Origin of the sequence: Paraburkholderia sp. Ac-20347 (assembly GCF_017104805.1) — a bacterium.
Classification (GTDB): Bacteria; Pseudomonadota; Gammaproteobacteria; order Burkholderiales; family Burkholderiaceae; genus Paraburkholderia; species Paraburkholderia tropica.
The window spans coordinates 62,797-86,591 of sequence record NZ_JAAGPN010000006.1; the positions used below are offsets into that span (position 1 = coordinate 62,797).

The 23,795-nt window shown below is 64.6% G+C and carries 20 protein-coding genes; 7 read left to right on the top strand and 13 right to left on the bottom strand.

The annotated features are described in order from the left end of the window. Positions 1-206 precede the first annotated feature (206 nt). From G3N97_RS02510 to G3N97_RS02525, 4 genes are read right to left on the bottom strand one after another with little or no spacing between them, the layout of a single operon-like run. On the bottom strand, positions 207-986 hold the full coding sequence (locus G3N97_RS02510) for a phosphocholine cytidylyltransferase family protein (protein ID WP_065065936.1): 780 nt from the start codon (positions 984-986) through the stop codon (positions 207-209). Between the two features lie 21 nt (positions 987-1,007). After that, on the bottom strand, positions 1,008-2,018 hold the full coding sequence (locus tag G3N97_RS02515; protein ID WP_205991755.1) for a flippase-like domain-containing protein: 1,011 nt from the start codon (positions 2,016-2,018) through the stop codon (positions 1,008-1,010). Further along, positions 2,015-2,857 (bottom strand): 2OG-Fe(II) oxygenase, encoded by an 843-nt coding sequence (locus tag G3N97_RS02520; protein ID WP_205991756.1) that lies wholly within the window; start codon positions 2,855-2,857, stop codon positions 2,015-2,017. The genes G3N97_RS02515 and G3N97_RS02520 overlap by 4 nt, the downstream gene beginning before the upstream one ends. Next, on the bottom strand, positions 2,854-3,552 hold the full coding sequence (locus tag G3N97_RS02525) for a CDP-alcohol phosphatidyltransferase family protein (RefSeq protein WP_205991771.1): 699 nt from the start codon (positions 3,550-3,552) through the stop codon (positions 2,854-2,856). Before G3N97_RS02525 ends, G3N97_RS02520 begins: the two co-directional genes overlap by 4 nt. A 316-nt stretch (positions 3,553-3,868) precedes the next feature. On the opposite strand from G3N97_RS02525, the gene G3N97_RS02530 reads away from it, so the two are divergent. Beyond that, complete coding sequence (locus tag G3N97_RS02530) at positions 3,869-4,249, top strand: hypothetical protein (protein WP_241030334.1); 381 nt, start codon at positions 3,869-3,871, stop codon at positions 4,247-4,249. 106 nt (positions 4,250-4,355) lie between these two features. Here the strand turns inward: G3N97_RS02530 and G3N97_RS02535 are convergent, their stop codons facing one another. After that, positions 4,356-4,877 carry a hypothetical protein gene (locus G3N97_RS02535; protein ID WP_205991758.1) on the bottom strand — a complete coding sequence of 174 codons (522 nt, stop codon included), beginning with the start codon at positions 4,875-4,877 and terminating at the stop codon, positions 4,356-4,358. A 717-nt stretch (positions 4,878-5,594) separates the two neighbouring features. On the opposite strand from G3N97_RS02535, the gene G3N97_RS02540 reads away from it, so the two are divergent. From G3N97_RS02540 to G3N97_RS02550, 3 genes are all read left to right on the top strand, one after another. Then, on the top strand, positions 5,595-6,761 hold the full coding sequence (locus tag G3N97_RS02540) for a porin (protein ID WP_205991759.1): 1,167 nt from the start codon (positions 5,595-5,597) through the stop codon (positions 6,759-6,761). Between the two features lie 225 nt (positions 6,762-6,986). Then, on the top strand, positions 6,987-7,340 hold the full coding sequence (locus tag G3N97_RS02545; protein WP_205991760.1) for a sugar ABC transporter ATPase: 354 nt from the start codon (positions 6,987-6,989) through the stop codon (positions 7,338-7,340). A 112-nt stretch (positions 7,341-7,452) separates the two neighbouring features. Then, a complete protein-coding gene (locus G3N97_RS02550) occupies positions 7,453-7,959 on the top strand; it encodes a metal-dependent hydrolase (protein WP_205991761.1) in 507 nt (168 codons plus the stop codon). Positions 7,960-8,049: 90 nt separating this feature from the next. Here the strand turns inward: G3N97_RS02550 and G3N97_RS02555 are convergent, their stop codons facing one another. The 3 genes from G3N97_RS02555 to G3N97_RS02560 all read right to left on the bottom strand — a co-directional run bounded on the left by G3N97_RS02555 (position 8,050) and on the right by G3N97_RS02560 (position 10,569). After that, the gene (locus tag G3N97_RS02555) at positions 8,050-9,549 is read right to left on the bottom strand and encodes an aldehyde dehydrogenase family protein (RefSeq protein ID WP_205991762.1); all 1,500 of its coding nucleotides are present in this window, start codon (positions 9,547-9,549) and stop codon (positions 8,050-8,052) included. Between the two features lie 417 nt (positions 9,550-9,966). Then, positions 9,967-10,098 carry a hypothetical protein gene (locus tag G3N97_RS39920; RefSeq protein WP_277397719.1) on the bottom strand — a complete coding sequence of 44 codons (132 nt, stop codon included), beginning with the start codon at positions 10,096-10,098 and terminating at the stop codon, positions 9,967-9,969. 267 nt (positions 10,099-10,365) lie between these two features. Then, positions 10,366-10,569, bottom strand: coding sequence for a hypothetical protein (locus tag G3N97_RS02560; RefSeq protein WP_205991763.1), 204 nt, complete (start codon positions 10,567-10,569; stop codon positions 10,366-10,368). 328 nt (positions 10,570-10,897) lie between these two features. On the opposite strand from G3N97_RS02560, the gene G3N97_RS02565 reads away from it, so the two are divergent. Continuing rightward, a complete protein-coding gene (locus G3N97_RS02565; protein WP_205991772.1) occupies positions 10,898-11,572 on the top strand; it encodes an XRE family transcriptional regulator in 675 nt (224 codons plus the stop codon). 16 nt (positions 11,573-11,588) lie between these two features. On the opposite strand, the gene pcaQ is transcribed toward G3N97_RS02565, so the two are convergent. Further along, positions 11,589-12,677 carry a pca operon transcription factor PcaQ gene (pcaQ, locus tag G3N97_RS02570; protein ID WP_205991764.1) on the bottom strand — a complete coding sequence of 363 codons (1,089 nt, stop codon included), beginning with the start codon at positions 12,675-12,677 and terminating at the stop codon, positions 11,589-11,591. A 141-nt stretch (positions 12,678-12,818) separates the two neighbouring features. Between pcaQ and pcaH the strand changes: the two genes are divergently transcribed. Together pcaH and pcaG are read left to right on the top strand one after the other, a co-directional pair. Then, positions 12,819-13,523: a protocatechuate 3,4-dioxygenase subunit beta gene (gene pcaH / locus G3N97_RS02575; protein ID WP_065065947.1), complete on the top strand. Its 705-nt coding sequence runs from the start codon at positions 12,819-12,821 to the stop codon at positions 13,521-13,523. After that, on the top strand, positions 13,523-14,113 hold the full coding sequence (pcaG, locus tag G3N97_RS02580; protein WP_205991773.1) for a protocatechuate 3,4-dioxygenase subunit alpha: 591 nt from the start codon (positions 13,523-13,525) through the stop codon (positions 14,111-14,113). Before pcaH ends, pcaG begins: the two co-directional genes overlap by 1 nt. Before the next feature lie 210 nt (positions 14,114-14,323). On the opposite strand, the gene G3N97_RS02585 is transcribed toward pcaG, so the two are convergent. From G3N97_RS02585 to G3N97_RS02600, 4 genes are all read right to left on the bottom strand, one after another. Next, entirely contained in the window at positions 14,324-14,902 is a 579-nt protein-coding gene (locus G3N97_RS02585) for an NnrU family protein (protein WP_205991765.1), read from the bottom strand. A gap of 336 nt (positions 14,903-15,238) precedes the next feature. Next, positions 15,239-15,469, bottom strand: coding sequence for an H-NS family nucleoid-associated regulatory protein (locus G3N97_RS02590; RefSeq protein ID WP_205991766.1), 231 nt, complete (start codon positions 15,467-15,469; stop codon positions 15,239-15,241). Positions 15,470-15,782: 313 nt separating this feature from the next. Beyond that, positions 15,783-21,767: an excinuclease ABC subunit UvrA gene (uvrA, locus tag G3N97_RS02595; RefSeq protein ID WP_205991767.1), complete on the bottom strand. Its 5,985-nt coding sequence runs from the start codon at positions 21,765-21,767 to the stop codon at positions 15,783-15,785. A 243-nt stretch (positions 21,768-22,010) separates the two neighbouring features. Next, positions 22,011-23,795 (bottom strand): tetratricopeptide repeat protein (locus tag G3N97_RS02600; protein ID WP_205991768.1); only part of this gene is annotated, 1,785 nt, incomplete at its 5' end.

Here is a 23,795-nt window from a genome sequence, read left to right on the forward strand (position 1 = left end):
GCAGGAACGACGATCAGCGCGGCTGATGGCGTAAAGGCACCATTATGGCACTCTGTTGCGAAACGCGGTGGGTCGGCAACAGATGAAGCCGCACGAAAAACACAAAAGGCCGTGAAGCGAACTTCACGGCCTTTTTTATGGCGTTTTTGACGCCGATTCAGACGCCGAGACGCCGCGAGCCGCATGCACGCGGCCCGCGCGCGCGATCACTCCGCCGTCTGCTTCATGCGGCTCACGATCGGCGCGAGTTGCGGCAGCACTTCTTCGGCGGCGCGCGTCACGTCGTTCGGGAAGTCGATCTCGATCCACGGCGCGCCGGTCACGTCCGCCGTGTCGAATTCAGCGCCGCGCTCGAGCAGCAGATCGCGCAGCGCTTCTTCGTGCGGCAGGTTCGCGCGGCCCGTATCGACGTAGCCTTCGACGATCTGCGCAAAGCGGCGCGCGGTCGGCTCGTTCAGGCGGAAGAAGCCCACCGATTCGCCGATCGTGTCGTATTGCAGGCCCACGGCGAGCTGCTTGCGCAGTTCGACCGGCACGCCGTCGCGCAGGCACAGCTTCACGGGCTCGTCGCCGGCTTCGAAGTCGCGGTCGATCAGCAGACGGTTGGTGGGCGCCTCGCCCGCGACGAGCGGCGCGAACACGCGTTCGTCGTAGAGCACGTCGGCGTCCATGAGCAGCACGTCGCCGCCGCGCGTGATGGCTTCGGCGGTGCGATGCACGGTGAGCACGCTGCCCAGATCGAAGCGCGGGTTCATCACCACTTCGACCTTGTGCGGCCAGTTGATGCGCTTGAGTTCCGCTTCGACCAGTTCAGGCTGGAAGCCGAGCGCGAGCACGACTTCGGTGACACCCGCCGCTTCGAGCATCTGCAGATGGCGTTCGAGCAGCGACACGCCCTCGAACTGCAGCAGACATTTCGGAAACTGTTCTCCAGCGCGTTGCTGAAGGCGCAGGCCGAGGCCTGCCGCAAGAATGATGGCGCGCATGCGTTCCTTGGGAGAAAAAAATCAATCGGCGATTTCGACAGCGGGCACGCGCAGGGCGCGCCGGCGTTGCCAGCTTCGTTCGCTGAAATGCAGATACAGCAGGCCCGGAAGACCGAGCAGGATTTCGCGCGCGCGCTTGGCGAGCGAGAGCGCGAGAGCCGCTTCCGGCGGCAGACCGACGAGCGGCGCGAGCAGCAGATAGCCGCCCTCCTGCACACCGAGCGAGCCCGGGATGGCGAAGGCCGCGCCACGAATGGCCTGGCCAATGCTTTCGAGCAGCAGCGCGTCGACCCAGCTCACCGGATGACCGAGGAAATGCAGCGCGAGCCACACTTCCGCGGTGCCGACGAGCCAGCCCGCGAGGCTCAGCGCGAAGCTGGCCGCGGCGCGGCCGCGTTCGGCGTAGAGCGCCTTCACGGCGGCGTCGATCGCGTCGGCGCGCGTGGCCAGCGACGACCAGTCGCGCTTGCCGAACAGCTTCGAGGCGATGCGCAGCAGACGGCCGAACAGACCGCGTCGCTGCGCGACATAAAACAGGGCGATGAGACCGCCGAGCACAAAAGTGGCGATCAGCGCGGCGATCCCGAGATCGCGCGGCGCGCCGTTCGTAGCGTAAGCGGAAAAGAGCACGATGCCGAACACCGCGAAGACGATCTGCGCGACCGCTTGCAGCGTGGTGCTGACGGTGATGGCCGCCGCCGCGTCGCGCATCTGCATGCCGCGCTGCGCGAGCTGGCGCGTCATCGCAACCGGACCGCCGATCTGGCCGGCCGGCAGCAGGCTGTTCACGGCCTCGCCGCTCCAGCGTGCGAGCAACGCGTGACGCTGGTCGACGCGTTCGCCCTTCTTGAACAGCACGGCGATGGCGCCCGCGTCGAGCGCGAGCGGCACCACGTGAAACGCGGCGACGAGGGCGAGGCCCCAGCCGGCGGCCGCGAGCGCGCCCGTGACCGAGCCGAGGCCCTGCCACGCGAGCAGCGCGATAAAGAGCGCCGTGCCGATCGACAGCAGCAGGATGGCAGCCCGGCTCACACCGATCCCCCGGTCTTGCGTGCGCCGCCGGTCGCCGATTGCAGCGCCTTGCGGAACACCTGACGGAAACCGAAGTACGCGATCGCGTCCTTCATGTTCGAGATGAAACGGCGCCACGGACGCATGTTCGGGTTCGTCACGTATTCGAGCGTGAGCGAAACGCGCACCTCGCCTTCGCGGCTGGGCGTGACGCGATGCCGCAGCTTGTCGCCGTCGAACAGGATGAGCGCGCCCGGCGGATACTGCACCGCGCCGGGCTCGTCGGGCTTGTTTTCGTCGCGCGTGTGCAACTCGTAGTCGAGAATGCACGACGAGTCGTCGATCACGCCAAGCAGCACCGTATAGCGGCGGCCGTCGTAATAGGACGTGTCGTAATGCCAGCCGATGTGATCACCCGCGCGCGTGTAGTAATACAGCGCGTACGCGTGCGGATCGTCCTGCGGCGACAGCTGGAGCTTGTCGCCCGTGATCTTCTCGAGCCACGCGATGAGCTTGGGCGAGCGATACAGCTCGGCGATCCACGGCTGCAGGCGGTCAATGGTGTGGCGGCTCACGCTGCCACCCGCCTTGTGGCCGGGGATGAAATTGCGGTTGACCTCGGGCATCAGCGCATTGGCGGCGTCGATGAGCCGCTGCGTCGCGTCCGCGGGCAGGAAATCGGAGAGATAAAGGAACGAGCCTTGATCGACGTACTCGTTACGCAACTGATTCGTATTCAGGTCGCCCAATGCACGGCCGACCGCGGCGTCCGCGTCGCCTGCCTGCACCGGCGCGCCCGACACCCCGCTACCATCGCGCACACCCGGCGCGACCACCTGCTCTTCTGCTTGCACACTCATCTGCTGATCCAAACCTGACTGGTTTCCTTGCCTGGCCGCGTGCGACGCGTTACGCGCACATAGTCGAGCACCACGTAAATGGCGAACAACGGCGCCCCGATGGACGCGGCCACGACGAACGGCGCCACGATACCGGTGAGCGTGACGAGCGGCAACAGATAGAGAACGTCTTCCGTTTCGAACCCGCCGACGAACGCCTGTTGGGTGCCGGCCTTGCCGGCCATTTCCTCGATACGCATGCGCAGGAAAAAGATCACTGCGACCGCGATACCGGCGACGCCGCCGAGGATGGCGGGCGGCACATGCCAGTTCGCACTGGAAGCCGCCTGCACGCCGAGGCCGTAACCCATGCCGAAGAACAGCAGAATGGTCGTGAGCGCGTCGGCAGCGAGATCGTAGAAGTGGCCGATCCGGCTGGTTTTACCACTGATGCGTGCGAGTTCACCGTCAGTGTGATCAACAAAATTCGACAAAACGATCAGAAATGCGCCAATATTGACGTGCAGGAAGTCGCCCCGCGCGAGATAAAAGGCGCCGGCGACACCGATCAGAAGGCGCAGCGTGGTCAGGTGATTCGGGGTAACGCGGGTGGGGACGAGCGGCGTGACGAGCCAGCGCGCGACACGCGCGTCCCAGGTACGCGGCAACGGCACCGCGCGGGGTGCCGTTTTTGCAGGTTGGTCTTTTCCAGTCATAACCGGGAAATATATACGGCTTCCAGAAAACTTGCAGGTTTTCCGACAGTCGAAGGGCGCGTGAAGCGCACCCGCACGCTGCCTGAATGCGCCCATCGGACGCACCTTGAGCGGCGCATCGCACACCGTCCGGGCGACCTCGCGAGCAAAATTAAACGATCCCGCGTAGAGTTCAGACCTCGCACCGGCCCGGTACCGGATATCGGGTGGCGCCTGCCCGCGCAGGCGCAGCTTAATTGCCAGAATTCCAATGAAACGTCTGACTTTTGCGGCCTCCGCTGCCGCCCTTCTCGCTGGCGCGCTCGCTTTCGCGCCCATGGCGGCCCGCGCCGCGGCCCTCGACGACGCGCTCACCTGCCAGGAATCCGCGCACGATTTCGTCTCGGGTCTGATCGACCAGAAGCTGATCGATGCGAAGCCCATGCGCGTGGAAAGCAACTCGATCAACGCGTTCTGGCCCGCTCACGGGCAGCGTCTGACCGCTTACGGCTTCAGCGTGTTCGCGATCGTGGGTTTTCAGCAGGACGACCCGCTCTTCAAGACCGGCGACGGCAAGCCCATTGGCCGTTCGGCCTATGGCGCGGTCGTGGTCGCCACGCAAAGCAAAGTGCAAGCGGCGCTCGATGCGGCCGGCAATCACGCGATCGTCCATCATGCAGGCCCGCTCCTGACGGCGATTTTCTGCCAGCAGGATTGAGCGGCCCACTTCGCTTTTCTCGATTCGGCCAGGCTGGGCTGCTCCGGCTGTTAGTTGCGAATGAGGCGACGACAGCAAAATCTCGCGCCGCCTGAAACACCGCTCCTTACTCGATACGGCCGAATCCGCCCTCGGCCCACGACTCGGCGCGCTCCTTGGTGAGCTTGAAGTTCGGCGCGACGCGCACCTGCGCGATCTGCGCGCCGAACGCATCGAAGGCCGTCAGCGTCGCGTAGGGCTCGTACTCGTCCGGCACGATGTCGAGCGTGACGTCGACGTCGCCATCGTCGGTGCGTATGCCGATGCGCTTGTGCATCTGCGCACGCAGCTGCTGCTCGTGGCGCCGAAGCACCTCCGAGGCCGTCTTCACGAGCGTATTGAATGCCGAAGTGTCGAGCGGCTTCGGATTCTTCTTGTCGCGCCCCATCGTCCACGGGCCGACCAGCGCGGGCTCCGGCTCGCCGTCCTTGATCATTTCGACGGCCCAGCCGTCGTCGTCCTCGTTCTTGATGACGCGCGCCATCCAGCCGTCCTTGTGCCACAGGCGCGCTTCCTTGATCTCGTCAGCCGCGTCGGCGGTCGTGTCGTCAAAGGCGTCGTCGGGGAGTTCGGTTGATGCGTCGGTCATGGCGGGTTCCATCGGTTCTGCGGGCGGCCCGTTTTATCGGGCTGGGGGCAGGATTTTACCCGCAAGTGCCGATGCGGCCGTCAGGCACCGAAGGTAGACGGCGTATTTCGTGATGGGGACACAATAAAAACCGGCGCGCGAAATAGACCCGATTAATGATTCACGACAAAATCAAATCATTAATAAACGAGAAAGTTCCCGATTTCTATTTCTGCAACAGACTCTTCCAGAATCTAGAAGAAAGTAAATGTCCCGAAAGCGGGCAAAAAAAAACGCGGCCCGAGGGCCGCGTAAAACAGATGAAAAAAGACCACCCTTGGTCAAGGGGCAAATGAATTGTACCGCTGCACAGTGGCCATGTGGATCACATAATCTGGAACAATACCTTCCACAAAGCGGCAGAATGCGATAACAAATATTTCGTCATCTTCTGTAACGCCCGCCTGACGGACATCACCGCCCCGTCGCCATAATGCAACAGATTTTAATCTCGTCACATTTTGTCGCATCTATTTCGGGATTGAAAAAATGCTTATAACCCAGTGACTTACGTGAATTAGTGCGACTTCTACAATTTTAAGAATGTATTGTTGCCTCGAACGATAAGAATGTTCTGATTTACAAGAATACACTGGGCTCCGAATCGTCAGACCACGAATGTCAGCGCAGCAACGCGGTATTCGTGAGATTCCCAAGTACTGTCCGGAGTTAAAAAGCATGAAAAAAACCCTCATCCTCGCTGGCGTTCTCGGTGCCTTTGCCATGAGCGCGCATGCGCAAAGCAGCGTCACGCTTTACGGTTCTCTCGATGCCGGCATCGTCTACGCGAACAACGCCGGCGGCCACAGCCTGTGGGCCCAGGGCAGCGGCGCGTTGTCCCACAACTATTTCGGTTTGAAGGGCTCTGAAGACCTCGGCGGCGGTCTGAAGGCCATCTTCACGTTGGAGAGCGGCTTCAACATCGGTAACGGCTCGTTCAGCGAATCGAATTCGATCTTCAACCGTCAGGCCTATGTCGGTCTGCAGAGCGACCAGTACGGCGCCCTGACGCTCGGCCGCCAGTACGACTCGATGAACCAGTACCTCGCACCGCTCTCCGAAGCGGGCGCGGGCTTCGGCAACAACCTCGCGGGCCACCCGTTCGACAACGACAACTTCGCCCAGACGTTCTCGATCAAGAACGCGGTCAAGTACTCGAGCGCGAACTACTCGGGCTTCCAGTTCGGCGGCATGTACGGTTTCTCGAATGAAGCCGACGGCTTCGCGAACAGCCGCGCATGGAGCGCGGGCGCGTCGTACAGCAACGGTCCGCTGAACGTCGCGGCCGGTTACCTGCAGCTGAACAACTCCGGAACGGTGGGCGGCAACACGAGCGGCGCCGCCTCGGCCGACACGAACATCTCGGCCCGTCTGCAACGCAGCTTCGGCGTCGGCGCGAACTACACCTACGGTCCGGCGCAAGTCGGCTTCGTGTGGTCGCACTCGCAGATCGACGGCCTGCAAAGCCTCGGCAGCGGCGGCACGACGCTCGCCGGCCTGAGCGGCCTGAACCTGCACATGGACAACTACGAACTCAACGGCGCGTATCACCTCACGCCGGCGCTCGCGCTCGTCGGTTCGTACACGTTCACCGACGGCACCGTCACGGGCACCGGCAGTGGCGACCAGAGCCCGAAGTGGCACACCGTCATGGTCGGCACCGACTACTCGCTCAGCAAGCGCACCGACGTCTATCTCGCGGGCGTATATCAGCACGCTTCGGGTTCGCTCGGCGTGAACGGCTCGGGCCAGGCGCTGCAGAACGTGGCGGCGATCAATACGCTGTCGCCGTCGTCGACGAACAACCAGATCGCCGCGACGATCGGTCTGCGTCACCGCTTCTAGGCAAGTCGGCTCGCGCGCCTGCGCGAACCTCGCTCTCAACGCACAAACGGCACAACCGTTTGTGCGTTTTTTATTCGGCGACGCGTTCGCGCGGACGCGACGCTGTTTCATCTTTTTACGATATGCGGACCTCCACCGCATCCGGCGTGCGTATACTCATGTGCAGCTTCCGCAGTTTCGCACTGCGTTTCGATCTGTATCCCGTTCTGCATCCGTTCCGCCGCCATGAATACGCTCACGCAACGCCTCGCCGCCGTCCTGCCATTCGCCCTGCTCGCAGCCTGCGGCTCGTCGCCCTCCAGCACCGCCTCGAACGGCGAAACGATGATCTACGCGTCGTCGGCGCGCTCGCCGTCGTCGATCGCCAACTGTCTCGAAGACCGTCTCTCGGACGTGCACGAATCGCGCTCGGGCAACATCACCGAACTCGCAGTGGGCTCGCGCTCGAACGCTTCGTATTTCGTCACGCTTACGCCGAACAACTATGGCTCGGTGATTCGCGTCACGCACGGCGCCTCGACCTCCGACGATCCGCCTGAAGAAAAGCTGCGCTTCGACGTCGCGCGCTGCACGACCTGATGCATTGAACGTGACGGTCGGCGCATGAATTATTTACTGCGCCTACCCCCTGTCACGAAGCGGTCACATCTGCGATGATGTGCGCCCTTTCGACTTTGCACGACACCGCTTCATGGCATCAGGGACCGCACATCACGCTACCGGATGGGCAGCCGGCGTCATCGCCGCCGCCCTCGTCACGCGCATGGGCGCCGACGGTCCCTGGCATCTCTTCGCCGCGCTCGCCTTCGTCGCGGGCGTTGCGGGCGGCACCGCGCCGGACTGGCTCGAAGTCGCGTGGTGGAGCAAAAAGCGCCGTCTCTGGTGTACGCATCGCACGATCACGCATTGGGGCATTGGCTGGATCGTGCTGCTGGTGGGCTCGTATCGCGAACTGGGCCATCAGTTGTGGGCCGCGCCTGCATTCGGCTTCGCGTGCGGCGGCCTGATTCATCTGCTCGCGGACTGGCCGAATCCGCTCGGCGTGCCCTGGATCGTGCGCCGGCATTCGCTGAACTGGTGGCGCAGCGGGCATTGCGATCTGATCGTGGTCGCGGCGTCGTGGGTGGCCGCGTGGTTCTTCGCCGTGCATGGCGTGCCGCACAGCTGGTCGCTGGAACCGCTGCGTCGACTCGTCTGATTAATTCCCTCGATTCATCTGGATTCCGAAATAAATCGGTGATGCGATGAGCACGTAAAACGGGCGACCGTGGCCGCCCGTTTCCGTGCATCAATCCAGCTTGAAGTCGATGCCCTGCGCAAGCGGCAGCGCCGACGAATAATTCACCGTGTTCGTCGCGCGCCGCATGTAGCCCTTCCAGGCATCCGAGCCCGATTCGCGTCCGCCGCCGGTTTCTTTTTCGCCGCCGAATGCGCCGCCAATCTCCGCGCCGCTCGGTCCGATGTTCACGTTCGCAATGCCGCAATCGCTGCCCGACGCCGACAGGAATCGCTCGGCCTCGCGCAGATCGGTCGTGAACACGCACGACGACAACCCATGCGCCGCCGCATTGTTCGCAGCAACGGCCTCATCGAACTCGCGATACTTCACGACGTAGAGAATCGGTGCAAAGGTTTCTTTCAGCACGATCGCGCTTTGCGTCGGCATTTCCACCAGCGCGGGCCGCACGTAATAACCGTTCGGCAAACCTTCGACGTTCACGCGCTCGCCGCCCGTCACCTTGCCGCCTTCCGCACGCGCTTGCTGCAGCGCCGCCTGCATCTGTTCGAACGCGCGCGCGTCGATCAGCGGTCCCATCAAGGTGCCCGGCGTAAGCGGATTGCCGATCGGCACCTTCGCATAAAACTGCTTCAGACGTTCTACAGTGGCTTCGTAGACGCTCTCGTGCACGAACAGGCGGCGCAGCGTCGTGCAACGCTGACCCGCCGTGCCGACAGCGGAAAACAGGATGCCGCGCAAAACGAGTTCGCGGTCGGCGCTCGGCGTGACGATACCCGCGTTATTGCCGCCCAGTTCGAGGATCGAGCGTCCGAAACGCTGCGCCACGGCCACGCCCACCGCGCGGCCCATTTCCGTGCTGCCGGTCGCGCTGACGATGGCCGCGCGCGGATCGGCGACGAGTTTCTCGCCCACCTCGCGTCCGCCGACGACCAGCGAGACAAGACCTTCCGGTGCATCGCCGAATGCGCGCAGCGTGGCTTCCATGATCTTCTGCACGGCGAGCGCGGTGAGCGGCGTTTTCTCCGAAGGCTTCCAGATCACGGGATTGCCGCAGACGAGCGCGAGCGCCGCGTTCCACGACCAGACCGCGACCGGAAAATTGAACGCGGAAATCACGGCGCAGACGCCCATCGGGTGCCAGCTTTCCGCCATGCGATGACCGGGACGCTCGGAGGCGATGGTCAGACCATAAAGTTGACGCGAGAGACCGACCGCGAAATCGCAGATGTCGATCATCTCCTGCACTTCGCCGAGTCCCTCCTGGAGGATTTTCCCGGCTTCCAGCGAAACGAGGCTGCCAAGCGCCTCCTTGCGGGCGCGCAGACGTTCGCCCAGCAAGCGCACCAGTTCGCCGCGCCGCGGCGCGGGTACGTTGCGCCAGTGCAGAAACGCGGCCTGCGCGCGCGTGAGCGCGGCGTCCACGTCGGCGGGCGACTGGCTCGCCACCTGCCCGATGGTTTCGCCGGATATCGGCGATTTCACTACGATGTCACCCGACCTGGCTTCTTCTGAAATGCCGAGGTCGGCGAGAATGCGCGCTGCGTCCATGACCGATCCTTTTATTTCCGATAAGAAACAAACTCTCGTGCGCCGACTATACACGGCGCCCGATAGCGCATCAAGGCGGACAAAAACGGATGCGACGGGACGGCTGAATGCCCGCGCAGCAAGCCAAAACGGCCGATTGCACGCGGTTCAAGCGGTAGAAACGGAGGTTCAGCGGGAGTTTCCGATCAGAAACTTTTCGCCCGGATGGCTGGGTTTCCTATCGGAAACTGAGAAAAATCGGGTGCGGTGCGTCGGCGCTGCTGATCTACCGGGGAAGCGGGCGCAACCTCAACGCCCGTACCCGTTGCCGCCAGCCACGTCTTCAACATCGCTCTTCCTCGAATCGCTACACAAACCATCCGCCATCAACAAAAAACCCCGCAAACATCGCGGGGCTCGTCGGATCGCACGGACGCCTTAGCGGCAGTGCTTTTCCCAGTGCTTATGCACGCGGACCTTGTGGCACTCGTGGTGCTCGCCGGCCTGAGCCGACGAAACGCCGGCAGCGAGAATGCCCAGCGCGGCCAGTGCGAGGAGGATTGACTTCATGGATTGCTCCGATCAGTTGAATGCGGGGCTCGAATCGTAGCAACGGGTTTTGCGCAGCGCGAGCAATGCAAAGCGCGGCCTGACAATCGCATCGCAATCGCGAAAGCAACGGAAAACGCGGAGAAAAAGGGGAAACAGCGTCGGTGAGAAAGCGATCAGGTGAAAAGCAAAACCGCGCGTTATCGGTTTATCGGCTTAGCGGCTTAGCGGCCTATCGGCTGTCGACAGGAAAGCGGACGCGGCCAGGTGCGCGGCCGCGTTTCGCGCTCACGACTCTTGTGTGCATTCCTCGCGCCCCATGCGATGACCGATGATCAAACCGGCGTCGTAGGCGGTTTCCAGCGCGCGACCGACGTCTTCCGCGCTCACGAGGTGAAAGTCGGCGGTTTGCTTGCCGGTCAACTCGAAGCGCTCGATGCCGAGCGTTCTACGCGAGATGGCTAACAGTAATTCGAGGCGTTCGTCATGCATTATCTTTACTCCATTTGATCCTTCTCACCTGATCTAAATATAAGGTCGGTCATGGCGGACTTCACGTGGCGCCGCGCCGCATATCGAGGCTCTACTCAAAACCTTACTGTATTGAAAGACAATTCCTAACCGCATAAGATCCGCTGCGATCTTTAAGAATTGTCAATTCGAATCCCTAAGCAATTTGACGCTCCAAAAGCGACAGATCGCGGCAGCGGCCGTGTGCCCGTCCGATCCACGACATTGGCCATCTGGCCGAGTTTCCTAAGCGCTACGCTTTGTTATTATCGGAAACGTGCCAGAACAGAATCCCTCCTTGCCTTCGCTTATGGACCACTCGCTCGCGCAACCGTCCAGTTCCTCGACCGCCGACCTCGGACGCCGCGTCCGCGCCGCGCGTCTCGCCCAGGATCTGACGATCGACTACGCCAGCCGCGTCTGCGGCGTGTCGCGCTCGACGCTCTCGAAGATCGAAAACGGCCTGATGTCGCCTACGTTCGACGTGCTGCAGAAGATCGTCGCGGGTTTGAATATCGACCTGGTCGATCTGTTCGGTTCGACGCCCAAGCTCGATTTCGGCGGCCGTCGCGCGCTCACGCGGCGCGGCGCAGGCAAGCCGCACGCGTATCGCGGCTACGAAATGGAATTGCTCGCCACCGAACTCGCGCACAAGGCCATGCTGCCCTTTCTCGTGCGCATCACCGCGCATTCGACCGAGGCCTTCGACGATTGGGGCCGCCACGAGGGCGAGGAATTCATCTACGTGATCAGCGGCAGCGTGTGCCTCTACACCGAGCTCTACACGCCCACGCAACTGGAAGCCGGCGACAGCCTCTACTTCGACAGCCGCACCGGGCATTACGCGGTTTCGACCAGCGAAGAAGACGCCATGGTGATCTGGATGTCCACCGGCGCCGCCGTGCCGGGCTCGCCCGCGCCGGAGGCGGAAGCCGTGCCTGCCGCGAAGCCGGCGCGTTCCAAAAGGAAACTTTCGTCGGCTTGAGGAAACGGCCGCCGGTTTAGCGGTTTGCGCGACTCGGGCGGCGCGCCCGGGTCGACCTGGCCGTCTGCTGATCCGCCGCCGGTTGATCCGCTGCCGGCTTGTCCGCCACCGACGCTTCCGGCTGACGCTTGCGCGACCGGCGTCCCGGCGCGCTCGCGTGCGCCACCGCATCGCGTTCGCGCGCCGCCATCCGCACCGCGTCGATCAACGCGCGCCCCGCTGGCGAGGGCTGCGTGTCGGTGCGCTGAATCAGGCCGACAGGCTCCTCGCCGCCCGCCACCGGCAACGGCAGACGCACGAGCGCTCCGTGCCGCAAGTCATACTCGACCGCGCCCGACGGCACGAACCACACCGCGTCGTTTTCCAGCGCCATCGCGCCCCCGACCGACACCGAGAGCAATTCCACCGACGCCGTCAGCGGCGGCGCGCCCCACGCCGCCAGCAGGCTGTCCGCGGCCTGGCGGATCAGCGTGCCGAACGGCGGCAGCACGAGCGGAAACTGCGTGGGGAACTGCGCGAGCGGCCGCGCCGCGCCCGCGCCCTGCAACAGCGGATGCCCCGCACGCACAACCACCGTCATCGGTTCGTTGTAGAGCTGCTCGAAGCTCAGGCCGACCATGCGCTCGGGATCGGCGAGACGACCCACCGCAAAGCTGATCGCGCCCGCCTTGAGGCGTTCGAGCAGTTCGGTGTTGGCCGCCGTCAGCAGCCGCACGCTCACGCGCGGCCAGTCGCCGGCAAAGCGGCGCATGGCGTCGGGCAGCAGGGCCGTCGCCACCGTCGGCAACACGCCGATGTCGAGCGTCGCCGCCACCGCGCCCTCGTCGCGCGCGAGCAAAGCCACGCCCTGGCGCAGCGCGCTCACGCACGCGCTCGCATGCGGCATGAACAATTGCCCCTCGCGCGTGGTCACCGCGCCGTGGCGGCCGCGCTCGAACAGCTTCACGCCCAGCGCCGACTCCAGCTCGGCGATGGTCTTCGACACGGCAGGCTGCGTCACGGACAGACTTTCCGCCGCCTGCTGCACGCTGCCGAACTGCGCCACCGCCAGAAAACACTGCAAATGCCGGAATTTGACGCGCGAATCCGCAAGCCGGTTTTCCATAACGATCCGTTATACGAGATGCGATAAAACATCATTTTGCATAACTTTTCGCATTGGATAAAGTGGATGTCATCCGCGCACCGCGACCGTCCGCCGCGCGGCATAAATCCACTTCCCACAAATCTGCCAGGAGACAACCCCATGGACGAGTCCATCCTGTCGCCGCGCGACTTCGACTCGCACCCGGCTTTCGTTTATCCGCCGTATCGCTCGTCGGTGAAACGCGGTCCCACGCTGCCCCTGATCCCCCTGAAGGAAAAACTGCGCAATCTGCACGCGCCCGTTTATGGCGCGGAAGATCTCGGCGCGCTCGACAGCGACCTCACGCGCAATGCAGCGCGTAATGGCGAACCGCTCGGCGAACGCATCATCGTGACGGGCCGCGTGCTCGACGACGGCGGCAAGCCGGTGCGCAACACGCTGGTCGAAATCTGGCAGGCGAACGCCGCCGGCCGCTACGTGCACAAGCAGGATCAGCACGACGCGCCGCTCGACCCGAACTTCCTCGGCGCGGGCCGCTGCGTGACCGACAATGAAGGCCGCTATCGCTTCCTGACGATCAAGCCGGGCGCGTATCCCTGGGGCAATCATCCGAATGCATGGCGCCCGCAGCACATCCACTTCTCGCTGTTCGGCGACTACTTCGGCTCGCGCCTCGTGACGCAGATGTACTTCCCCGGCGACCCGCTGCTCGCGTTCGACCCGATTTATCAAGGCACGCCGGAGCAGGCGCGCGAGCGCATGATTTCGCGCTTCTCGCTCGACACCACCGAAGACAGCTACGCACTCGGCTACGAATTCGACATCGTGCTGCGCGGCCCCAACGAAACCCCGATGGAGCGTTGATCATGGCACTCAAGGAAACGCCCTCGCAGACCGTTGGCCCGTACTTCGCCTACGGCCTCTGCCCGCAGCAATACAACTTCGATTTCAAGAGCCTGTTCACCGCCGACATCGTCGGCACGCAGACGCCCGGCGAGCATATTTCGCTGATCGGCCGCGTGATCGACGGCGACGGCAAGCCGGTCTTCGACGCGATGCTGGAGTTCTCGCAAGTCGACGCCAGCGGCCACTATCCGGCGTCGCGCGAGCAGATCGCCGAGACGGGTTTTCGCGGCTTCGCGCGCGTGGGCACCGGCACGGATCCGGAGCAGCGCTTCATCGTGCGCACCGTGAAGCCGGGCGTCGAGAACGCCGGCGAGGCGCCGCATCTGAACGTGATCGTGATGATGCGCGGCATGCTCACGCATACCTTCACGCGCGTGTATTTCGACGACGAAACGGCGGCCAACGCGGCCGATCCGGTCCTGTCGTCGGTGCCGGCGGCGCGTCGCGACACGCTGATCGCGCGACGCAGCGAACAGGCGGGCAAGATCGTCTATCACTTCGACATCGTCATGCAGGGCGAACGCGAGACCGTGTTTTTCGATCTCTGATCGCTGCCTGCCATGCAGCCGGAGCGCGCCGCACAGCATGGAAAACGCATGACTTTCACGCGCCTTTCATGAACGTACCCTAAGATCGCCCGCACTGCGATCTGATCGCGGAACTCCGAGCTGTACCTTGATGAAGCCTGCCATGAGCAGGCTTCTTTTTTTGGTTTCGCGCATTGTCGACGACGTGAACGTACGCGTTCGAAACGCGGCTCAGCCGAGCGGACGCACGCCGATCAGCAGGCCATGCAGCCAGAACGCGAACACGGCCCACGCGACGAGACCGATCACGACGGCCAGCGCGTCGCCGCCTGCGCTGCCGGGCGGATAGACCACGCCGGCCTCGCGATCGCGGCGGCGGCCCGCCCGCACTTCCACGAGCGCCCAGATGAGGAACACGCCGAACAGCACGATCGCGTGCAGCGTGCCGTTGGCGAGCAGATGCGCGAATGCCCAGAGCGCCACGCCGCTGACGAAGGGCTGGCCGAGCACGCGCTTGATGTGATTGTTGGGCACGTAGGCCGCCACGATCATCACGAAGGCGATCGCGGTGAGTAGCGCGACGAGGTGCGCGATGCCCGGCGGAGGCAGCCAGATGGGGACGGGATAACGCCGTGCGAGCCCGTAGCCGACGACAGTGAGCACGACGCCGAGTATCGACAGCAACGCGAACACGCCGCGCCATGCACGGATGCCGAAGCGTTCGATTTGCGCCGCGCGCCACGGTCCGGCCAGCACGCGGATCGAGTGCACGCCGATGAAGATCGCAAGACCCAACACCAGTAACGCCATTGCCGTCTCCTGTCTTCGCGTTTAAGCGCGCATTGCTGTTTATCACAAGACGGCGTGCATTGTCGCGCAACCGGCACGCCACGCCAATGCGAGAGATCGGCGCAGCGCATCCGCGTTAATCACGCGAACAGCGAACAGGAATACAGCGGGACGCGAACCGGCGAATCCACCATGCCCATTAAATGGCCATAATGAACCAAATAGTATTATTAAAACATCGCTGAAAAATATACCGGAAATGGCCAATAAGCCGGATTGCCGCCCGGCAAAATCGACAAACCGCGATTACGCACGCCGCCCCGGGCAAACGCCCGTGCGCCGTGCCGTTCAGGCCGATCAGCAGCGGAAATGCTCGATATCCTGACCTGCGTGCTTATAACGCAAAAGCCAGCTCGGCATTTCACCTTCCCCGTTCCAGGTATTGCCAAAGGCATCCCGGTACTTCGGTAGCCGTTCGCTTTCTGCAATGGATGACTCAAGAACTTCGAGCGTAATGCCGTACTCTTCCATGCGGTGTTGAATCCACAGGATGAGCCGTTCGCGCGCCTCACCGTCGAGGTCGAACATCGGTTAATTCCTCTCGCATCGCCAAGGGCAAGGCGCCGATCGCTATCGAATCGTCTGCCCTGAAAAGACAAAGGCTTCGCTCGTACCGCGAAGCCTTGCTGCACTGATGAGGTGGTCTGGGCTGTGGAACCCGTGACCGGTTCGGAGGGGATTGCGGTCCGCTGCTCCGCTCGCCAGAATCGCCGCGTCATTTCACCCGGTTCGGGTGCGCGGCTGTTTGCTGCAAGCGGAACCGATCATACCTTGCGCGCGCCGCACTGATCAAGCGCTTTCCGGCCAGCGCGGCCCGTTGCGGGGCCGCGCTGGCCGTCCATCACGACGCCGATGCGCGACGCTTCCCCGCCCCTTTTCGGGCCTTGGTATCGACCGTAGACCCGACCGCAGACGCGGCCACAGCATCGGCATCGGGCGCCGCCTCGACAACGGACGCCGCCGCGCTTTCCTCGCTCGCCACGCGTGCGAGCACCGGTTTGAGCGCCACGCCCGTATGGCTCGCGGCCACCTTGACGAGCCCTTCCGGGTCCGCCGCGCCGACGATCGTGCCACCGCCCACGCCGCCTTCCGGCCCAAGGTCGATGATCCAGTCGGCTTCCGCGATCACGTCGAGATCGTGCTCGATCACCACGACGCTATGGCCGCCGTCCGCGAGACGATGCAGCACGCGAATCAGCCGCGCCACGTCCGCCATATGCAGGCCGACGGTCGGTTCGTCGAGCACGTAGAGCGTGTGCGGCGCCTTCTGTCCGCGACGCGTGATGTCGTCACGCACCTTGGACAGCTCCGTCACCAGCTTGATACGCTGCGCCTCGCCGCCCGAGAGCGTCGGCGACGGCTGGCCGAGCGTGAGGTAGCCGAGCCCGACGTCCTTCATCAGTTGCAACGGGTGAGAGATGCTCGTGATCGAGGCGAAGAATTCCACCGCCTCGTCGATCTCCATCGTCAGCACTTCGCCGATATTGCGGCCGCGCCACGTCACCGCGAGCGTTTCCGGATTGAAACGCTGCCCGTGACAGACATCGCACGGCACCTTCACGTCCGGCAGGAAGCTCATGCCGATCGTGCGCACGCCCTGGCCCTCGCAGGCCGGGCAACGTCCGTCGCCGGTATTGAACGAGAAACGCGAGGCGCTGTAGCCGCGTGCACGCGCTTCGAGCGTGTCGGCGAACAGGCGGCGAATCGCGTCCCACACGCCGATATAGGTCGCGGGACACGAACGCGGCGTCTTGCCGATCGGCGTCTGATCGACTTCGAGCACGCGGTCGATGCTTTCCCATCCGGTGATCGATTCGCAGCCCTGCCACGTATGCGCGACCTCGAGCTTCGGCTTCGCGCTCGTGCGCGCGAGCACGCTCGAACGGCGTTCCGCCGCGCTCGGCGCCGTCTCCTTCGCCGCCTTGCGCGCGCGCCGCACCGCCGGCGACGACAGCACCGAACGGCCCACCGCGTCGAGCAGATTCGACAGCAGCACGTCGCGCGCGAGCGTCGACTTGCCCGAGCCGCTGACGCCCGTGATCGCCACGAGACGGCCGAGCGGAATATGCGCGGTCACGTTGCGCAGATTGTGCAGCTTGCCGCCATGCACCGTGAGCCATTGCCCGGGCACCGCCTCGCGGCCCGCGCGCGCGGCCTTCACTTCGCGGCGCGGCTGCAGCGGATGCACGATCGGATGCGCGAGATAGCGGCCCGTGAGCGAGTCCGGCTGCGCGGCGAGATCGGCGACCTTGCCTTGCGCGACCACGCGCCCGCCGCGCTTGCCCGCGCTCGGTCCGATATCGATGATGTGATCGGCGCGACGAATCGTGTCCTCGTCGTGCTCCACGACCACGAGCGTATTGCCCTTGTCGTTGAGACTGCGCAGCGCGTCGAGCAGGATCTGGTTGTCGCGCGGATGCAGGCCGATGGTCGGTTCGTCGAGCACGTAGCACACGCCTTGCAGATTGCTGCCGAGCTGCGCCGCGAGACGGATACGCTGCGCCTCGCCACCCGACAGACTCGGCGCGGCGCGATCGAGACTCAGATAACCGAGCCCGACTTCTTCGAGGAATTGCAGACGGCTGCGAATTTCGCTGATCACGTCGCGTGCGATCTGCGCATCGCGGCCGTTGAGTTCGAGCGATTCGATCCAGCGGCGCGTTTCGCCGACGGTCCATTGCGCGACATCGACGATCGGCTGTTCGTCGAACGTCACCGCGCGCGCGACCGGATTCAGGCGCGTGCCGTGGCAGTCCGGACACGGTTCGTCGACCATGCCGTCCGGCTCCTGCTCTTCCGACGGCAAGGTCTGTTCGCGGCCGCGATCGTCGGCGGACATCACCGTATCGTCGTAGACGGCGCGCTGTTCGCGCGTGAGCGCGAGACCCGTGCCCACGCAGGTCGTGCACCAGCCATGCTTGCTGTTGTACGAGAACATGCGCGGATCGAGTTCGGGATAACTGGTGCCGCAGACCGGACACGCGCGCCGCGTCGAAAGCACCTTCACTTCGCCGATACCGAGCGTCGAACCGCCGTTTTCGAGTGCGCCGTCGAGACCGTCGAGCGGCGCGAGCAGATGCACGACGCCCTTGCCCGCTTCGAGCGTCGCGTCGAGCAGCGTGCGCAATTGCGCCTCGTTTTCAGGCTCGATCAGGAGATCGCCGACCGGCAATTCGATCGTGTGCTCGCGGAAACGGTCGAGCTTCGGCCACGGCGCGACCGGCACGAATTCGCCGTCCACGCGCAGATGCGTGTTGCCGCGTCCCTTCGCCCACTTCGCGAGATCCGTGTAGACGCCCTTGCGATTCACGACGAGCGGCGCGAGCAGACCGACATGCTGGCCGCGATGCTCGCGCAGCAGTTGCGCGACGATGGCATCGACGCTCTGCGATGTGACCGGCGTGCCGTCGTGCACGCAATGCTGCACGCCGAGCTTCACATAGAGCAGACGCAGGAAGTGCCAGACTTCCGAGGTGGTCGCCACCGTACTCTTGCGGCCGCCGCGCGACAGACGCTGCTCGATCGCAACGGTCGGCGGAATGCCGTAGACCGCATCCACTTCGGGACGGCCCGCGGGCTGCACGATCGAACGCGCGTAGGCGTTCAGCGATTCGAGGTAACGGCGCTGACCTTCGTGGAAAAGAATGTCGAACGCGAGCGTCGACTTGCCCGAACCGGACACGCCGGTAATCACGTTGAAACGGCCGTGCGGAATATCGACGTCGAGCGCCTTGAGATTGTGCTCGCGCGCATTCACGATGCGCACCACGTCCTCGCCCTGAATCTCGCGGCGCGCCTGCGCGGCACGCAGTGCCGTCTGCAACGCGACGCCCTCTTCTTCGGCGACGAGCACGCCGTTCGCGGCGCCGAGCGCGGCTTCGTAGCGTTCGAGCGCCGCGCCTGTGTGCGAGCGCGGGCACGCGATCACGTCTTCGGGCGTGCCGACGCAAACGACTTCACCGCCCGCATCGCCGCCTTCCGGACCGAGATCGATGAGCCAGTCGGCCGCGCGAATCACGTCGAGATTATGTTCGATCACGAGCAGCGAATGACCGCCCGCGAGCAGCTTGCCGAACGCGCGCATCAGCTTGGCGATGTCGTCGAAATGCAGACCCGTGGTCGGTTCGTCGAACATGAACAGACGGCCGCCAGCAGCCTTTTCCTTGCCGCGCGACTGCGCCGTTTCCGCGAGAAAGCCCGCGAGTTTCAGACGCTGCGCTTCGCCGCCCGACAGCGTGGGCACCGGCTGGCCGAGCTTCACGTATTCGAGGCCCACGTCGACGATCGGCTGGATCACGCGCAATACTTCGGCATCCTGACTGAAGCATTGCGCCGCTTCGCTGACGGTCAGGTCGAGCACGTCGGCCACCGACAACGCGCGGCCACCGCGCTCGATCTTCACTTCGAGCACTTCGGGACGATAGCGGCTGCCGTCGCAATCCGGACAACGCAGATAGACGTCGCTCAGGAACTGCATTTCGATGTGCTCGAAACCCGAGCCACCGCACGTCGGGCAACGGCCTTCGCCCGAGTTGAAGCTGAACATCCCTGCCGTATAGCCGCGCTGCTTCGCGAGCGGCGCCTTGGCGAACAGCTTGCGGATCTCGTCGAACGCGCCCACGTAGCTGGCCGGATTCGAACGCGCGGTCTTGCCGATGGGCGACTGATCGACGAACACGGCGTCGCTGATCTGCTCGGCGCCGCTCAGGTTGCGGAACACGCCCGGCGATTCGGTGGCCTTGCCCAGATGACGCGCGAGCGCCGGATACAGCACGTCCTGCACGAGCGTCGATTTGCCCGAACCCGACACGCCCGTCACGCAGACGAGACGTTGCAGCGGAAACGCCACCGTCACATCGCGCAGATTGTGTTCGCTCGCGCCTTCGAGCAGCAGCGTGGGCGTTTTGGCATCGACGGGGCGGCGTTCCCAGTTCGAGGCGTCCGCGACGGCGCGGTGGCCGCCCAGATATTCGCCCGTCAAGGTGCCGGACGAACGGATATCGGCGGGTGTGCCGTCATAAACGATCGAGCCGCCGCGCTCGCCCGGACCCGGCCCCATGTCGATCAGACGGTCGGCCGCCAGCATCACGGACGGATCGTGTTCGACGACCACGAGCGTATTGCCCGCGTCGCGCAGCCGCTGCATCGCTTCGACGATGCGGTTCAGGTCGCGCGGATGCAGGCCGATGCTCGGTTCGTCGAGCACGAACAGCGTCTTCGTGAGCGAGGTGCCGAGCGCCGTGGTCAGGTTGATACGCTGCACTTCGCCGCCCGAGAGCGTGCGGCTCTGGCGGTCGAGCGTGAGGTAACCGAGGCCCACGTCGCACAGATATTTGAGGCGCGTGCGCACTTCGGCGAGCAGCAGCTTCAACGCATCGTCGAGCAATGTCGAAGAGAGCGACAGATTGTCGAAGAAGCGGCGGATGCGCTCGATCGGCAACAGCATGACGTCGTGCAGCGTCAGGCCCGGCAGCGCTTCGAGTTGCGCGCGCGACCAGTCCACGCCGTGCGGCATGAAACGCGCGGCGGGCGCGAGCACCTCGTCGGCGTTCTCCTGACTGCCCAGACGCCATTGCAGCGCTTCGGTCTTGAGGCGCGCGCCGCCGCAGGTTTCGCACGGCGTATAGCTGCGGTATTTCGACAGCAGCACGCGGATGTGCATCTTGTACGCCTTCGACTCCAGATACTGGAAGAAGCGTTTGACGCCATACCACTGCGTTTGCCAGCTGCCCTTCCAGTCCGGCGCGCCGTCGATCACCCAGTCGCGCTGCGCCTGCGTGAGCTCCGACCACGCCGTGTCGCGCGGAATGCCGGCCTTCGCGGCGTAGCGCATCAGGTCGTCCTGGCACTCCTTCCACGCGGGCGTTTGCAGCGGTTTGATCGCGCCGCCGCGCAGGCTCTTGCGCGCGTCCGGAATCACGAGACCCCAGTCGACGCCGATCACGCGGCCAAAGCCACGGCACGCATCGCAGGCGCCGTACGCGGAGTTGAACGAGAACAGCGCCGGTTGCGGATCGGCGTAGCGCAGATCGCTGTCCGGGCAATGCAGGCCGGTCGAGAAACGCCAGATCACCGGTTCGGGTTTCTTATCGGAAACCTCGGCTTGCGCGTCCGTTTCCGATACGACATAAATGTTCACGCGCCCCGCGCCGCGCTTGAGCGAGGCTTCGATGGCCTCGATCACGCGGCTCTTTTCGGCGTTCTGCAGACGGAAACGGTCGGCGACCACGTCGAGCACCTTGCGCGTGCCCTCGGCCGTTTTCACTTCGCGCTGCGCCTGCACGCGCGTATAGCCGCTCGCCGACAGCCACTGCGCGACTTCTTCCTCGCTCGTGGTGTCGGGCAGTTCGACCGGAAACGTCACGACAAGGCGCGGATCGCCCACCGCCGTGCGCGCGAGCAGTTCGGCGTAGATCGTTTCGGGCGTGTCGTGGCGCACCGGCTGCGCGGTCACGCGGTCGAACAGATTCGCGGCGCGCGCGTAGAGCAGCTTCAGATGGTCGTTCAGCTCGGTCATCGTGCCGACCGTCGAGCGCGAACTGCGCACCGGATTGGTCTGGTCGATGGCGATCGCGGGCGGCACGCCGTCCACGCGATCGACCTGCGGACGGTCCATGCGGTCGAGGAACTGACGCGCGTAGGCGCTGAAGGTTTCGACGTAACGGCGCTGGCCTTCCGCGTAAAGGGTGTCGAACACGAGACTCGATTTACCCGAGCCGGACGGCCCGGTCACGACCGTCATTTCGCCGGTGTGCAGATCGAGATCGAGGTTCTTGAGATTGTGCTGGCGGGCACCGCGGATACGGATGGATCGGTTATCGCTCACTTGCGCTGGCATTCCGGCTGGATCACTCGCGGGAACCGGGCGGCGGCGCGGCCCGGCAGCTTGCAGCCCGAAAGTGCGGACTGAGTGTTTGAGATTCTACTGTATATTTATACAGCACGCTGGAGGCGCGCCTGCCCGCCTCCAAGGCTCGTTTGTGGCTCGTCAAGCCGGCCAAATGGCCTACGCCGTTTGCATCGGCGCGGGCCCGGACGGCTCAGCGCGCCGCGCCGGACCGTAGCCAATTCAGCCGTGCGCCTGCGTCCATTCGCGCCACATCGTCTCGTAAGCAGACTCCATGCCGCGCGCAAACCGCGCGCCGTCCATCAGCGGCGACGCCTCCATCCGCGCGCGCAAGCTCGCCCGCAGCGCGGCCAGACGCGGCAGATCGTTGACGAGCGCGGCTACGGTCTCCACGAACGCCTCATCGGAGAAAGCGGCCAGTTCTTCGAGACCCAGATTCGCCAGTTGCGACAGCCCCGCCCGTCCGGCGCAGGTCGTGCCGACGCGCGTGACCACCGGCACGCCCATCCACATCGCGTCGAGGCTCGTGGTGTGGCCGTTGTACGGCAGCGTATCGAGCGCCAGATCGATCTCGTGCCAGGTGCGCAAATAGGCGTCGCGCGGCTGGAACGGCACGAAACGCACGCGCGCGGCGTCGATGCCGTGACGCGCGAGACGCGTCAGCAGACGCTCGCGCGCCTCGCCCTGCGCGGCCATCAGCAGCAGACGCGCTTGCGGCAGAGCCGCGAACACGCCGGACCAGAGCGCGAGCGTCGCCTCCGTGAGCTTGCACGGATTGTTCAGGCTGCCCAGCGTGACCTGCCCCGTTTGCGCGGCGGGCAGCGCGTTCACGGCGGGTTCTTGCGCGAGCGGGTCGTAGCACCAGAACGTGTCGGGCAGACGCAGCGTGCGTTCGGTGTAGTGGCGGTCGTGCACCGCAGGTTCAGCCTGCGGATCAAGATGCGGATCACTGAGCCGATAACCGATCGCATCGAGCCCCGTGGTGCCGGGATACGCGAGCCACGCGACCTGCACCGGCGCCGGCTGACGCGCGAACAGCAACGGCCGGCCGTCGGCCATATGCATCGCGAGATCGACGAGGATATCGATGCCGTCCGCCTGAATGCGCGCCGCGAGCGCGGCGTCGTCGAGCAGACGCACGTCGTGCCAGTGGTCCACGTGTGCCGCGAGTTGCGCTGTGATGGCGTCCGGACGCACGACGCTCGAATACGCGTGAATCTCGAAGCGGCTTCGATCGTGATGCGAAAGCAGCGGCGTCATGAACAATGCCTGGCAATGCTCACGAAAATCCGACGACACATACGCGATGCGCAGACGCCGCCCTTGCGCGCTGCGCGGCGCGTGCGCGATACGTTCGGCACGCAGCGGCGCTTCGTGTTGCGCGGCGAGGCGGCGCGCTTCGGCCGCGATCTCCTCGCCATCGAAGGACTGGAACGACAGCGCATAAAGCAGATTGCTGTGCGCGGTGAGATTGCGCGGATCGCTCGCCACGGCTTGCCGGAAGCAGGCTACGCCGTCGTCGAGTTCGCCGCAATCCTTGAACACGTTGCCGAGATTGTTGAGCGTCGGCGAATGGTGAGGCGCGAGCGCGAGCGCCTGGCTCAGCAGCGCGCGCGCCGCGTCCTGATGCCCGAGCGCGCGGTGCAGATTGGCCGCGTTGTTACAGGCATCGACGAAATCGGGCCGCGCCTGCAAGGCCGTTTCGAACGCCTCCATCGCGGCCTTGTGCTCGCCGAGTTCGCGGCACACGTTGCCGAGATTGTTCGCCGCTTCCGCATGCGCGGGATCGATTGCCAACGCGCGCCGATACTGCGCCTGCGCCTCGCGCCGCTGGCCGAGCGCGTGCAGCGCATTGCCGTAGTTGTAGGCGGCCGGCGCGAAATCCGGCGCGAGCGCCACCGCGCGCGCGAGCACGTCCGCGGCCTCCTGCGCGTGCGCGTCGTCCATCAGCAACGCGCCGAAATTGACGAGCGCGGCCGCCGAATCGGGCGCGACCGCCACAGCCTC

Excerpts from the sequence above, each read along its gene's own strand:
- G3N97_RS02565 (WP_205991772.1), top strand. The coding sequence starts at position 10,898 with ATGGACCACTCGCTCGCGCAACCGTCCAGTTCCTCGACCGCCGACCTC.
- G3N97_RS02555 (WP_205991762.1), bottom strand. The coding sequence starts at position 9,549 with ATGGACGCAGCGCGCATTCTCGCCGACCTCGGCATTTCAGAAGAAGCC.
- G3N97_RS02560 (WP_205991763.1), bottom strand. The coding sequence starts at position 10,569 with ATGCATGACGAACGCCTCGAATTACTGTTAGCCATCTCGCGTAGAACG.
- G3N97_RS02520 (WP_205991756.1), bottom strand. The coding sequence starts at position 2,857 with ATGAGTGTGCAAGCAGAAGAGCAGGTGGTCGCGCCGGGTGTGCGCGAT.
- G3N97_RS39920 (WP_277397719.1), bottom strand. The coding sequence starts at position 10,098 with ATGAAGTCAATCCTCCTCGCACTGGCCGCGCTGGGCATTCTCGCTGCC.
- pcaH (WP_065065947.1), top strand. The coding sequence starts at position 12,819 with ATGGACGAGTCCATCCTGTCGCCGCGCGACTTCGACTCGCACCCGGCT.
- pcaQ (WP_205991764.1), bottom strand. The coding sequence starts at position 12,677 with ATGGAAAACCGGCTTGCGGATTCGCGCGTCAAATTCCGGCATTTGCAG.
- G3N97_RS02530 (WP_241030334.1), top strand. The coding sequence starts at position 3,869 with ATGGCGGCCCGCGCCGCGGCCCTCGACGACGCGCTCACCTGCCAGGAA.
- G3N97_RS02590 (WP_205991766.1), bottom strand. The coding sequence starts at position 15,469 with ATGTTCGACCTCGACGGTGAGGCGCGCGAACGGCTCATCCTGTGGATT.
- G3N97_RS02510 (WP_065065936.1), bottom strand. The coding sequence starts at position 986 with ATGCGCGCCATCATTCTTGCGGCAGGCCTCGGCCTGCGCCTTCAGCAA.
- G3N97_RS02540 (WP_205991759.1), top strand. The coding sequence starts at position 5,595 with ATGAAAAAAACCCTCATCCTCGCTGGCGTTCTCGGTGCCTTTGCCATG.
- G3N97_RS02525 (WP_205991771.1), bottom strand. The coding sequence starts at position 3,552 with ATGACTGGAAAAGACCAACCTGCAAAAACGGCACCCCGCGCGGTGCCG.
- G3N97_RS02550 (WP_205991761.1), top strand. The coding sequence starts at position 7,453 with ATGGCATCAGGGACCGCACATCACGCTACCGGATGGGCAGCCGGCGTC.
- G3N97_RS02545 (WP_205991760.1), top strand. The coding sequence starts at position 6,987 with ATGAATACGCTCACGCAACGCCTCGCCGCCGTCCTGCCATTCGCCCTG.
- G3N97_RS02535 (WP_205991758.1), bottom strand. The coding sequence starts at position 4,877 with ATGACCGACGCATCAACCGAACTCCCCGACGACGCCTTTGACGACACG.
- G3N97_RS02585 (WP_205991765.1), bottom strand. The coding sequence starts at position 14,902 with ATGGCGTTACTGGTGTTGGGTCTTGCGATCTTCATCGGCGTGCACTCG.